Annotated in this window: 11 protein-coding genes; 7 read left to right on the top strand and 4 right to left on the bottom strand. The window is 55.4% G+C overall.

Features of this window, described 5'->3' with window-relative positions; genetic code table 11:
• The first annotated feature begins 40 nt into the window (after window positions 1-40).
• The 6 genes from ACWKV5_RS13590 (at window position 41) to ACWKV5_RS13615 (ending at window position 6,652) form a co-directional block, all read left to right on the top strand.
• Window positions 41-2,431 (top strand): hypothetical protein, encoded by a 2,391-nt coding sequence (locus tag ACWKV5_RS13590; RefSeq protein WP_483841648.1) that lies wholly within the window; start codon window positions 41-43, stop codon window positions 2,429-2,431.
• Complete coding sequence (locus tag ACWKV5_RS13595) at window positions 2,418-2,978, top strand: hypothetical protein (RefSeq protein WP_483841649.1); 561 nt, start codon at window positions 2,418-2,420, stop codon at window positions 2,976-2,978. The genes ACWKV5_RS13590 and ACWKV5_RS13595 overlap by 14 nt, the downstream gene beginning before the upstream one ends.
• A gap of 177 nt (window positions 2,979-3,155) precedes the next feature.
• Entirely contained in the window at window positions 3,156-3,617 is a 462-nt protein-coding gene (locus ACWKV5_RS13600) for a hypothetical protein (protein ID WP_483841650.1), read from the top strand.
• The gene (locus ACWKV5_RS13605; RefSeq protein WP_483841651.1) at window positions 3,614-4,702 is read left to right on the top strand and encodes a tetratricopeptide repeat protein; all 1,089 of its coding nucleotides are present in this window, start codon (window positions 3,614-3,616) and stop codon (window positions 4,700-4,702) included. The genes ACWKV5_RS13600 and ACWKV5_RS13605 overlap by 4 nt, the downstream gene beginning before the upstream one ends.
• Window positions 4,699-5,484: a lysozyme inhibitor LprI family protein gene (locus tag ACWKV5_RS13610; RefSeq protein ID WP_483841652.1), complete on the top strand. Its 786-nt coding sequence runs from the start codon at window positions 4,699-4,701 to the stop codon at window positions 5,482-5,484. Before ACWKV5_RS13605 ends, ACWKV5_RS13610 begins: the two co-directional genes overlap by 4 nt.
• Window positions 5,414-6,652, top strand: coding sequence for a hypothetical protein (locus ACWKV5_RS13615; RefSeq protein ID WP_483841653.1), 1,239 nt, complete (start codon window positions 5,414-5,416; stop codon window positions 6,650-6,652). Before ACWKV5_RS13610 ends, ACWKV5_RS13615 begins: the two co-directional genes overlap by 71 nt.
• A gap of 67 nt (window positions 6,653-6,719) precedes the next feature.
• Here the strand turns inward: ACWKV5_RS13615 and ACWKV5_RS13620 are convergent, their stop codons facing one another.
• Complete coding sequence (locus ACWKV5_RS13620) at window positions 6,720-7,103, bottom strand: DUF6124 family protein (RefSeq protein WP_483841654.1); 384 nt, start codon at window positions 7,101-7,103, stop codon at window positions 6,720-6,722.
• A gap of 487 nt (window positions 7,104-7,590) precedes the next feature.
• On the opposite strand from ACWKV5_RS13620, the gene ACWKV5_RS13625 reads away from it, so the two are divergent.
• Window positions 7,591-7,980, top strand: a complete 390-nt coding sequence (locus tag ACWKV5_RS13625) for a helicase (protein ID WP_483841655.1) — start codon at window positions 7,591-7,593, stop codon at window positions 7,978-7,980.
• Between the two features lie 319 nt (window positions 7,981-8,299).
• Here ACWKV5_RS13625 and ACWKV5_RS13630 read toward each other — a convergent pair whose 3' ends face one another.
• The 3 genes from ACWKV5_RS13630 to ACWKV5_RS13640 all read right to left on the bottom strand — a co-directional run bounded on the left by ACWKV5_RS13630 (window position 8,300) and on the right by ACWKV5_RS13640 (window position 12,793).
• Window positions 8,300-9,700 (bottom strand): aminoacyl-tRNA deacylase and HDOD domain-containing protein, encoded by a 1,401-nt coding sequence (locus ACWKV5_RS13630; RefSeq protein ID WP_483841656.1) that lies wholly within the window; start codon window positions 9,698-9,700, stop codon window positions 8,300-8,302.
• Window positions 9,701-9,778: 78 nt separating this feature from the next.
• Window positions 9,779-11,854 carry an ATP-dependent DNA helicase RecG gene (gene recG, locus ACWKV5_RS13635; protein WP_194940483.1) on the bottom strand — a complete coding sequence of 692 codons (2,076 nt, stop codon included), beginning with the start codon at window positions 11,852-11,854 and terminating at the stop codon, window positions 9,779-9,781.
• Window positions 11,855-11,863: 9 nt separating this feature from the next.
• Window positions 11,864-12,793, bottom strand: a complete 930-nt coding sequence (locus ACWKV5_RS13640) for a hydrogen peroxide-inducible genes activator (protein WP_027926341.1) — start codon at window positions 12,791-12,793, stop codon at window positions 11,864-11,866.
• Window positions 12,794-12,928 lie beyond the last annotated feature (135 nt).

Genomic DNA, 12,928 nt, shown 5'->3' on the forward strand with positions numbered 1-12,928 from the left:
ACGGAATAACAAGCGCCAACATGGACAAGGAATTTTCAAAATGATCATTAGCCCTCCCTTTATTCCTGCTCCAGTTGCGGGAGAAACCGACGATGCTTATCTGGCGCGCGCCATGGTTGGTGGTGTTCCTGGTGACGGTGGTTATCCACTTAGTTTTGATCTTAATTGGCACGGTGGTATGCATCTCACTGCTCCTCAAGAGGGAGGGAAAGCTATTCCCGTTCGCGCTATCTCCGATGGGACACTGGCGTATTTTCGCAGTCCTGCCCCCGTGAATCCCGCGCCGGATCATGCGCTTAACTTTCGGGGTGGCTGGACCGACAACGGTTGTATCGTTCTACGCCACGAAACAGAGGTTGGCGAGGGAGCTCAGTCGAAAGTCGTTTTCTATTCAATCTACATGCACCTGTCGAAGATCAATTTGACCCCGCTACAAATAGGAGCAACTGTCCTCCGAAAAGACGCTATTGGCGAAGCGGGAAGCATCTACGGTAAAGAGGGGCGAATCCATTTCGAGATCATTGCGGATCCGAGCCAGATAGCCAACCTGACGGGTAGAGCGACTCGGGACCTTAGCTACCAGTCCAATAACGGGCGGACGGACAGCTGTTGGGGCGATATGTATTTTTTTGTCCCCCCTGAGGTTCTTTTTTACGGCGCCGCTCCTCCTGATCGTCGCCAACCGCTGAACAACGGCCCGGTAGTTTACCGTCCCCCAGCGATGCCCTCTAATCCACCGATCCAAGAAGGTGGTAGCTCAGCATCTTCCACAGGTACCCCTGCGACAATAGACGGGTATGAGCCGGCTGTAGCTTCGCAGCTTCAGGAAGGCATCTTCGTACGTATGCACTTTGAAAAAGGCCAATGCACGCTAACGTCTTTTTACATTAGTGGAGTAGAAATAGGCGCGCAGCACGAGGAGGCTGAATACGAGTACAAGCTGTACGACAAAGCCAAGCAATATTACCCGCAGTCCCCAAGCGCTGGTTATGAACTGTTGCGTTTCGGCAGAGTGCTAGGTCCAGACGTGCTTCAGCCTCTCGATGCTGCACACTGGCGCCAGATCAAGTTTCCTGGCAAGGCCGGTGAACAGAGCAAGGTTGGTTGGGTCAATCTGAACGCAGCCAGCGTTACGAAATTCAGCGATGCGGATTTCCCGCATTGGCAGGGTTGGCACCTTGTAGATGACGATACGGATACGGACAGTCATTGCCAGTCTGATTTCATCAGGAGCTTGCTGGGGTTTAGCTCAGGTTCAATTCAGCCTGGAAATGGTGATGCTGTGAGCATGGCAAATTCACCTGGCTACGCAGTTCTTTCAGAGGAAGAAAAACAGAATCTTTCGGAACGCTATACAAACGAGCATGAACTGAGTATGTCCCGCTTGCGCTCAGCGGAAACACAGCAACGTATTAAGCGCTTGGTTTGTAAGTTTCCGAGTGAGTGGACTTCGAGTGATTTCGATACCCGCTATGGGTGGTTGCTTAAAGTGGCGGATGGTGGCCCGATGCCTCAGGATCAATTTGACAAAATAAAAATTCATCAGAAAGAGTTGGCGTTCTGGGAACAGGCAAACCTGGCTGGTATCGAGAGCAAGCATTGGCATTTTCCGCCCGCAGAGTTTATTCGGGTTTTTAGGAGGTGCGGTTGGTTTAGTAGTGATGAACTTATGAGAGTTTTGAAGCAGGCCCCGTCTGTCGGAAAGCAGAGAGCTGCTGCTTTAAGAGTTCCAACGAATAAAATGTTGAATAAGTATTTGCTCAGTAGCTCTAAGCTCAGAGTGGGGCACTTCTTTGCTCAAGTTGGAATAGAGACAGGCTGGTGGCAATATCGGGAAGAAAATGGTGAGGAGCCCTACTTCAGAAAGATGTACGAAATTATGACCCCGAGTGAAGCTGGAACTGAATATGATAGGGCGGTAAGCCTGAATCGTGATCTGCCATCAGGTCAACGACCGGTTGAGCTTCCTAACCCTGGACCGAATCCAAAGCCTACAATAAATCGACCAAATTACATGGCTACACGGCCAAGCAAGATAGCAACAAAGGCTGCTGGTATGGATAACGGAGTCGCTAATTCGTCGAATGGTGGGGCAGTTGGCGATGGTTTCAGATTTCATGGTCGAGGTTTTTTGCAAATTACAGGAAGACGTAATTACAAAAGTTATGAAATGTATCGGGGGAAAAATTTTACAGTGGATCCTAATCCCTCACTTCTCTCTTCGGACGATTACAATGCTTGCGACGCATCTGGATTTTTTTGGTCTAGAGAAAAGATAAATAAACGTGCAGACGAAGGGGCGGCCCCAGAAAACTGCAAAGTGGTTGGGTCTATCATTAACAGGGGAAGCCCCAACAAAGTTCCTTTGCATGATACTGAAAGGAAGGCTGCGTTTGAACAAATTTGGGGTGTGCTTAATGAGAAAGTTTAAATTGTCTTGTGTTATTTTGAGTCTGATGTGCTCCGCATTGTTTTTTGGAGGTGTTACTGCTGAAGAACAAAAATGCGGATTCAATGATTTGCCAGCGGACTTCGAGATTGCCGAATGCTATAAAGATAATGGTGTGGACGTAGTAAAGCTAGTTTCTTCCAGTTTGTCTTCCACCGCTACGGCTTTCGATAGTCTTCCTACTGTTTTTGCTCGTGGGCGTGATAGGGGAAATGTTTTAAGTAAGTTGGCTGTTGGTAGTCATCCGCCATACAATGGTTTGATTAAACTCCCGGATCCTGAGTCGATAATTGAAATTTCTGATGCGCCTGCATCAGCTAGGTCAAAAATGGCACAAAATGGATGGAGTCTGTTAGATATGAAGGTCGTTGTATATAAGGGACCGCAGGACAATGATGGATATATTCTCGTTTGTAGCACGCTTGAGCGCGACAGAAGTGAAGAGGTTATTTTTGTATCTCAGTGCAATAATTTTTATGAGGATGATATATCCAAGCTAAAAAAAGTTCTCCTATCGATAGACGGTTAATCGACTAGAAAAGAAAATAGGACCGATTTATTTAAGACTTGCTTGGTGAAATAGATATTAAGCGATATGGGGGCGAATCTATTTTTATAAAAAAGCGCCTCGATGCGCCAAGGCTTATTTCTTTGGGTGTATTTAAAAAGTAGTAAATAATAATCCTCCGGAAACCAAGGAGTTGAGTTGTGCGAAGCCTTCAACGGAATGAAATCAGAGGTGTTTGTGAAGAAGTTTTTTTTAGCGCTGTTACTCGCCTGCCCGCTGACAGCTTACAGCGAGGTTTCCACGGAGATCTATTGTTTCCAATCTCTGGGAGGCAACAGCATCAAATTTGAGTTCAGAAGCTATTACGATTCGGTCGCTAAATGGAGCGGTGCGAGCGTTAAGTACAGCAAGTCAAAGGAGGCTATTACTCTCGCCTACCGAGGCTCTGAGGAGGAAGTAATGGACCCGGATCGGCCGTCTCAATTTACGACCACTTGGGTAGAAGTCTCTAACGGCGTGGTGACAGGGTATTATGAAATGGTCAGCCAAGGTGCCCGTATCTATGGGATGACCTATACCAATTATAAAACTAAAGCGGTGTATTCGTTTCAGTACGATATGAATATGGATCCGTCTCCTGAGATGGGTTGTCAGTGGTGAAGATATTTACAGTCAATAAATTGAAATTTTCGATTTTCTTGTGGGTGATTTGTTGTTCTAGTGCGGGTGCCGCGCCTCAGGTCATCAAGAAGATTCCGGCCAAATTATTGGGTGATGCATCCCGTCAAAACGTTTTTGTGCTAACCGGGGATGCTGGCGAGGCGTATCACCGACTGCTGATCTCGCCTGAGCAAGGAGCCAGTGATGACATTCTGTTGGACACATCCACGGCTTTGCCGTTGATCAAGAGCCAATACTCGGCGGTCATGAGTGAAGGTTTCAGCGTCAATGTGATCAATAGTCCGGCGGGTGTCCTTAAGGTTGTTGATGTGCAGGGGGAAACCGTATCAGTCAAGCAGCCTTCCGCTGAAGCCGGGGACGCGCTTGTGCTGGTCAGCAACGAAGAAGATAACGGCGTTTACAACTTCAATCTGGTCTTTCGCTACAACAAAAACTCAAAACAGTTTGAGTTGAAAAACGTGTTGCAGGTAACGAACAACGATGCCTGTGATCGCTCCGTTGTCAGTGTTGAAGAAACCCCCAAAAGCTTGATCGGTGAAACGGCGTTGGCGTCTTTCAATGGGCGCAAGGTATTTGATCAGCTGCATGATCTGCACGTTCAGCGACCGGCCGAGGGCTACCAAAAACTGATGATGTCGGATATCGCGTACCAGTTGGATCAGGCTCTGGCGCTGTATCGAAAAGGGCAGATTGAGGCCGTTTCGAAGGTGATGGCGAACTTTCTGATGGATGGGGGCGAAGGCCACTGCTATCCGCACAGCTACATCGCGCAAAAGTATTACTTCGCTCAAACGCCAGCCTGGTCTAACGATGTCGGTTTTCTATTGGGTGAGTCCGGCTATTACGATGAGTCCATTGAGCTGTTGAACGCGGTTATTGCCCGAAATCCCACCAGAACCGTTGCCTATCTGAATCTCGCGGACAGTTACTGGGGTGTGAATGATAAAGCGCGGGCGGCGCAGGCTTACAAGCAGTACACCTCGCTCATGTCCGGAGAGGGCAAGGCGCAAAAGATTCCGCAACGCGCAGTTGAGCGATCTGTCATTCAAGGAATGAAGAAGTGAGCGTGATTAAACCTATTGCCGTGTTTTTGCTGGGGCTGTTGTCGATTTCAAAGTCGTTTGCCGGGGTTAATTGCAAAGAAGTCAGCATCAGTGCGCAAGTTGACCAGTGCGCTGAGATGGCGATGAAGGAAGCGGATTCCCAATTGAACAGCCACTATCACCAATTGATGGCGCGGCTCGAAACTCAGTATCAGAGCCAGTCGGAGTTGGGTGCGGCCTATCTGGCGAAGGTAAAGGAAGCACAGCGCGCGTGGGTCAAGCTGCGGGACGCGAACTGCGCCGTGGAAGCTTTTGAAATTGAAACAGACAGGCCCGCTCATGTGACGGTCGTGAATAACTGCATCACCCGGATGAGTCAGGAGCGTTCGGTCGAGTTAGACAAGATCGCGCCGTCGGCAACGGGCCACTCGACCGATAGCGGCGAAGTAGCCAGTGTTGCTTGTCCCTCGAGTGATTTTGCCGCTTTTCTTGAAACCTTTTCCGAGCGAGTAGACGTGCAAAAAGCATTCGTCCAACAGCCGCTGAAATTGGGCACTACCGTGGCGGGAGATCCTGAGCCTGAGATGGAAAAGCGCAGCGTCAGCGGCGACCAGATCAAGTTTCCGCTCATTCCGGATCGCGTGAAACGAGAGGCCGACGGGTTGACGTTGACCGTCAAGGAAGAGCAGGGCAATAGCGCCACGGCGATCCTGCAAAAGCCGGATACCGACTATGTTCTCGAGTATCGGTTTGTTCGTGGGCAATGTTGGCGGCTTAAAGCGGTTTTGGATTTTTCGCTTTAAGAAAGCAGATAGCGATTCCGATTGTTCTGTCAGGGCTGTACTCATAAACAGGGAAGCTATGTTGAAAAGACTTTTCTTGGCGGCGTTATTGTTGGTTTCTTTGCCTGCGGTTGCAGAGCCGATGTTCCCGTCACTCAAGTCCTGCACGCAAGCCGGTAGCAATTGCGCATTGGTGTTGGATGCTAACAACTATCTGGTGGATGCCGATTCCGGTGACAAGCTATCCGACACGGCAGAGTCGGTCGGGGCCATGAATTCTTTCGAGCTGTATCGCGATGGTGATCGGTACATTTTGGAAAACGAGAATTTCTCCCAAGCGAAGTCTCGTCGCTGGGTGGTTTTTGACTATGACAGTGGAAGAGTAGCGCTTGAGGGCGCATATGTTTTCTCGATAGATATCAATCCGAGTACGGGGCCGTATTGGCACGGCTACGACTGCCGCGCCGATGCCAAGCTGTTTGCCCGACCTTCAGTTGATTCGTTCAGTGATGCCGCTTTGCAGGAGTTATGCGGTGATGCGGAGGGTTTGGTTGTCTCTGGGCAGGACTCTGGCGTGACCGTGCCCACCAAAGGGTTGACTGTCAGTGTTCCCGTTTACAACGCTCGTAACCGTGATGGTTTCGCGACTTACCTGTTTGTTGGAAGCGAGGAACCGGATCTTTCGAAGTTGGCTTGTCTAACCAATTGTGTCTCCGGCGCACAACTGCAAGAGCAAGTTCCGGTAAAGAGTCCGTCCTTGAATGACGAGCAGAATGAAACGTTGTGCTCCGCAGACGAAGATATTTATTTCAGTTGTCCATTGACGGGAGGAAAGACGGTTTCCGTTTGTGCGCAGGGAAACAACAAGCCCGCTGCCGGTTCTGTTCAGTACCGTTACGGCGTTCCGGGAAAAATAGAAATGCTCTTCCCGCAGAAAAGTGCACCTCCCAAGGGCAAGTTTTTCGTGGTGAATGCGTCGGAAGGTAGCGTCAACCTGGACATCATCAAGTTCAAAAAGGGGCCCTATACCTACCTCGTTAACCAAGCCTTCGTGAGTAATCTGACAGTTCTCAAGGATGACAAGGTTATATTCCGGCAGTCCTGTGGCGCGAGCAGCTATGCCTTCGTAAGTCGGTCCGCAAGGCAAGGAATAGAAGCGCAGCCTAAAAGTGCTGAAGACTTTCGCTAGTTAAGATAGCTTGGCAAAGGAACGCAGAAAGGGGACTCAACGTCCCCTTTTTCTATTCGCGGTTTCGTTACACCTTCGCCCGATGCACCGCCGGATTCGACGAATCAATATGATCCAGCGCTCGCTCCACCAACAGCCGAACCCCATCCGACATTCTGCTGATCGCCAGGGCTACGGAGCGCAGCGTACCTTCCACATCGTCGGCCAGGTTGGCAGCGATGGCGCTGATGGACAGCAGGTCTTCCGAGGCGTTGGCCAGGAGGGCTTCGGTGTCGATGTCGGGGGAGACGGTGAAGAGGTTGCCTTTGCGCGGCTTGGGCTTCTCGCTGGGCGGCGGGGCGAAATGGTGGTTGAGGGCGCGTTCGGCGGCTTCGTGGAGTTTCTTCGAATCGAGGGATTCGTAGGGGGATGTGTCTTCGTGTTCTGGTGGATTCGGTGTTGGCTTGATCATTGATGTAGCTCCTGGAATTAAGAGACTGACACCGTTTCGCTTTGCACTTCGAAAGTGGTGGCAGCTGTGCGTTGGTGTGCAAGACCGATCCAGGAACCGGCAGACCCGAAGGTCTCCGACGCACAGCTGCCATAACGATCCGCGAGCATAGGAAAACGCTCGACGAATAGCCATAAGCAATTGTGTACCTGGAGGCGGACTTGCACGTCCGTGTCACCGATTTTGCGGCGACCAACAAAGACTATCGGCCGAGCGCAACGCTGCCTAGTTCACGAACACCCCTACGTGTTGAAGGAAACTTCCGATAGCGTCGAGCGTAGAAACACCAAATCTTTCACGCTTTTAAACACACACGTTTCGTCAATGACTTGGTAGTCATCAGCGTCAAAAAGCGCGTCATCTTCTTCTAACGCATCGCGATGCTGTCGTTATCGTCCGAAGCCGCTACACTGCGCCGGCCGTTCATTTTTCTCTTGAGGCTGTGCGCATGAAATTTCGTTTTCTTCTGTGGATGCTGGGTTTGTTGATGGGTAAGGCCAGTCGGACTAATCCTGCGTTTCAGCAGCAGTTGGGTGACAAGGAATTGGTGTTTCAGCTACAGACCCAGGACGGGAAGGTGGCGCGGCATTTCTTTGTGAAGGACCAACGGATTACCAGCAAATCGGGTGTGTATGCCGAGCCGGCGTTTGCGATTGCGTTTAAAGATGCGGCGTATGGCTTTGCCACGATGCAGGCGAAGAACAAGCAGTTGGCGTTTATGCAGGGGATTCAGGACAAGTCGATTCAGATCAAAGGGAATCCGGCGTTGGTGATCTGGTTTCAGGGGCTGACCAAGTATTTGAAGCCGCGGAAGGCGAAGGCTAAGGCAAAGGCTTGAGTCGAGTGACTGACCCTGTGGTGAGGGGGCTTGTCGGAACGCCGCACCGTCCCGTTGGGCTGCGAAGCGGCCCTAAAGCCTGAGACCTCGGTTGTATCTGACACATTGCGTTGGCTGGGTTGCGACTGCTGCGCAGCCGAGCGGGAGCAAGCTCCCTCGCCACAGTGGGTGTGGTGATTCAGAGATACCGAGTTGGATTCATCGCGAGCAGGCTCACTGCTACAGGGGGTTGTGGTGGTGCAGGTAGATCGGCGGTGGATTCTTCGCGAGCAGGCTCGCTCCCACAGGGATCTTTGTGATCCTGTGGGAGCGGGTTTTTTTAGGCCTGGCTGAATTGCGAAGCCAGTTCGCGCAGCAGGACTTCGGCTTCGAGGACTTTGGTGACGACGTCGTTGGCTTTTTCGCGGGTCAGGCCGACGCGTTCGAGCAATGCTTCGGGGATGTCTTCATCCGGGCCGGAGCCGATGCCGCGGCCGCGGAGCAGGCGCACGGCCAGGCAGACGAGGTTCGGGTATTCGGCGTAGTCGCCGTCGTAGTGCGGGTCGTGTTGGAAGCGCAGGGCGGTGGCGAGTTCTTCGGGCATGTCCCAGTAGCGCATCAGCCATGAGCCGATCTGTTCGCGGCTGATGCCCAGCAGGTGTTGCTCGACATAGCTGTGGCACAGGTGCTGGTTGACTTCCAGGTGGCGGCAGATCAGCGAGAAGTGCGGCGGGAAGACGTGGGCTAGCAGCAAGTAGCCGAAGTTATGCAGCAGGCCGGCGAGGTAGGTCAGGCCGGCTTCCGGGCGCTGGGCGCGCGGCATGGCGCGGGTCAGGCCTTCGATGACGGCGGCGGTGTAGATCGACTGCTGCCAGTACGGCGTGGCGTGTTGCGGGTGGTCTTTGGGCAGGCTCAGGGTTTTGCCCAGGGCCAGGCCCAGCGCGAGGTTGATCACCAGGTCGAAACCCAGGACCCGCACGATCGCATCTTCCACCGAACGAATCTTGCCCGGCGAGGCGTAGTACGGCGACGCGGCCCAGCTAACGACTTGTGCCGCCAGCGCCGGGTCGGTTTCGACGACGCCGGTGATGTCGTCGATGGTGGCGTTGGGGTCGACGCGCAGCTTGATGATTTTCTGCGCGGTCTCGGCCAGCGGCGGAATCTCGATGGTCTCTTCCAGGCGTTGCTGGATGCGTCGTGCGGTGAACACTTGAACAGCCTGGGTGATTTCCTTGCGGTCATCGTCGGGGCGGTCGAGGTTGGGGCGGATGCTGGTCAGGTTCTCGCCGAAGTTGGCGGCGCTGGCCTTGGTCAGCATGGTCTTGAAATCTTCGCTGGTGATTTCCAGCAGCAGGCCCGGCTCGCCCGAGTTGATCAGCAACTTCGGTTCGCGCAGCAGGCTTTCTTCGTACAGGCACGGCGAACTGGTCAGCGCCGGCAGACCGGGCAGCAGGCTGAGGCTGTGTTTGCCGAGCATCTTCACCAGGCGTTCGGTGGGCACGGCAGTGAGGCGGCGGCCGGTCAGTTCGGCGAGGCGATTGAGGTCCAGCAATTGGCTTTGCGGGAACAGCACCATCAGCGCGCCAACGGCGTCATCCAGCAACACGGCTTGTACTTTGCGCGAGGCGTTCAGGCCGTGGTGGTCCAGCACTTCTTCGTAGGCAATCCCCAATTTGCCCAGCAGCAACCGAATAACAGACGGAGCGTGCAGGGGTTCTGGGGCGAGGGCAGCTTCAGTCATGGTCTGTATCCGTATTCAAACAATCGCAGGAGTATAACCAGCTTGTTTAAAAGCATCGTCCACAAACTGCGACGGTGCTCACACTTGGCCGTATTGCTGCCCATGGCGCAGCCAGCGGTCGAGCAGCGGGCTGACGTGGTCCGGCCAGCGCTCCAGCAATGCCTGGGCGGCGTCGCGCACGGCGGGCAATAGATCGGCGTCGCGCATCAGGTCGGCGACCTTGAATTGCAGCAGGCCGGTCTGGCGCGTGCCGAGCATTTCGCCGGGGCCGCGCAGTTCGAGGTCTTTTTCGGCGATGACAAAACCGTCGTTGGTTTCACGCATGATACCGAGGCGCTGACGACCGATTTGCGACAGCGGCGGATGGTAGAGCAGCACGCAATGGCTGGCGGCGCTGCCTCGACCGACACGGCCGCGCAATTGGTGTAATTGCGCGAGGCCGAGGCGCTCGGGGTTTTCGATGATCATCAGGCTGGCGTTCGGGACGTCGACGCCGACCTCGATCACGGTGGTGGCGACCAGCAGTTGCAGGTTGCCGGCCTTGAATTCGGCCATCACGGCGGCTTTTTCCACCGGCTTCATGCGGCCGTGGATCAGCCCGACCTTCAACTCGCCGAGGGCGGCGGTGAGGTCTTCGTAAGTGGTTTCGGCGGCCTGACACGTCAGCTCTTCCGACTCCTCAATCAGCGTGCACACCCAATAGGCCTGACGCCCTTCCGCGCACGCGCCGCGCACCCGTTCGATGACTTCAACGCGCCGGGTGTCGGTGATCAACACGGTGTTGACCGGCGTTCGACCGGGCGGCAGTTCGTCGAGGATCGAGGTGTCGAGGTCGGCGTAGGCGCTCATGGCCAGCGTTCGTGGAATCGGCGTCGCGGTCATGATCAGCTGATGTGGACACATGCGTCCGCCGACACCTTTCTGCCGCAACGCCAGACGCTGCTGCACGCCGAAGCGGTGCTGTTCGTCGATGATCACCAGCGCGAGGTTCTTGAACTGCACTTCGTCCTGGAACAGCGCGTGGGTGCCGACCACCATCGGCGTGCCGCTGGCGATCTGTTCCAGCGCGGCGACGCGGTTCTTGCCCTTGAGCTTGCCGGCCAGCCACGCGACTTCAATGCCCAGCGGTTCGAGCCAGCGCTTGAAGGTGATGAAGTGCTGTTCGGCGAGGATCTCGGTGGGCGCCATCAGCGCGACCTGATAACCGGCCTCTAACGCCTGCAGCGCGGCGAGGGCGGCGACCACGGTTTTGCCCGCGCCGACGTCGCCCTGAATCAGGCGCAGCATCGGTTCGTGCTGGCTCAGGTCGTAAGCGATTTCGTTGCCGACTCGTTGCTGTGCGCCGGTCGGTGCGAAACCCAGATTGGCCAGGTACTTGGCCGGAAGTTGGGTGGCTTTGGGCATGGCCGGTGCGCGCAGGGAACGCATGCTCTCGCGCAACCGCTGCTGGGACAGTTGATGGGTCAGCAGTTCTTCGAAAGCCAGACGGTGCTGCGCCCAGTGATGACCGAGGGCGAGTTCGTCGACGTCGGCATCGGCGGGCGGGTGATGCAGGTAGCGGATCGCATCGGCCAGCGGCGCAAGTTGATAGTCCCGCGCCAGTTCGGTCGGCAGCCAGTCGGGCAGGCTGGTCGGGCCGAGCATCGTCAGGGTCTGCATGCACAGTTGGCGCAAACGCTGCTGGGTCAGGCCTTCGGTGAGCGGGTACACCGGGGTCAGGGTTTCATCCACCGGCGGTGGTTCGTCACCGGTAATGGCGCGGTATTCCGGGTGGTAGATTTCCAGCCCCGAGGCACCGGGCCGCGCTTCGCCGTAGCAGCGAATCCGCGTGCCGCGTTTGAGGCCTTCTTTCTGCGCGTTACTGAAATGGTAGAAGCGCAGGCTGAGCCCGCCGGTGCCGTCTTGCAGGCGCACGACGAGGCTGCGGCGACGGCCCATGACCACGTCGGCGCCGCTGACGGTGCCTTCGATCACGGCGTCTTGCCCCGGTCGCAAATGGCCAATCGGGACCACGCGAGTGCGGTCCTGATAGCGCAGCGGCAGGTGAAACAGCACGTCCTGAAGATTCTCCAGGCCGACCTTGGCCAGCTTCTCGGCCATGGCCTCGCCGACACCCTTGAGTGCCGTCACCGACACTTGCGACAACTCGGTCATGACAGCAACTTACGCCGCCACCACCGGCACGGACGGCTTGGCCACCGAGCACAGGCGAATGGAGTCAGCGAGGATTTCAATTGCCTTCGGCCGCGGGAAGCTGGCGCGCCAGGCGATGGCCACGGTGCGGAACGGCACCGGCGGCGTCAGTGGGCGCACTTCGATTACGCCGGGGGCGTAGTGATGGCTGTCGACAGCCGAGAGCGGCAGGATCGAGATGCCCAGGCCGGAGGCGACCATGTGGCGGATGGTTTCCAGGGAGCTGGATTCCACCGTGGTGTGCTTGGCGCCGTCGTTGCCTTTGGTCAGGGTCGGGCAGGCTTCCAGCACTTGATCGCGGAAGCAGTGGCCTTCGCCGAGCAGCAGCAAGCTCTTGTCGTTGAGCAGGCTGGCGTCGATGGATTCTTTTTGGGTCCACGGGTGCTGGGCCGGCATCAGGACGTAGAACGGCTCGTCGTAGAGCTGCAGGGTCAGGACGTCGGCTTCGTTGAACGGCAGGGCGATGATGATCGCGTCGAGCTCGCCGTTGCGCAGTTTGTCGCGCAGCACGTGGGTGAAGTTTTCTTCGATGTACAACGGCATCTGCGGGGCGACCCGGTGCAGTTGCGGAATCAGGTGCGGGAACAGGTACGGGCCGACGGTGTAGATGGCGCCGACTTTCAGCGGGGCGGTCAGCTGATTCTTGCCGGCCTGGGCCAGTTCGCGGATGCCTTGGGCTTGTTCCAGGACTTTTTGCGCCTGGGCCACGATGCCTTCGCCGACCGGGGTCAGGCGCACGGCGCTCTTGCTGCGCTCGAAAATCAGCACACCGAGTTCGTCTTCAAGCTTTTTCACGCCCACCGACAGGGTCGGCTGGCTGACGTGGCAACGCTCGGCCGCGTGGCCGAAATGCTGCTCTTGGGCGAGGGTAACGATGTAGCGTAATTCTGTGAGAGTCATAGCAAGCGTCCATGAAGTTGCGCGCCAAGCATAACGGCTGCAATCGATAGACGCACGTTATCAGAGTGAGTGTGTTGAGTGACACCGGGTAATGCGTGTTTGCCGCTGGCAGATACGCAAAAGGCACCTTTCGGG

This window comes from Pseudomonas oplopanacis (assembly GCF_057128725.1).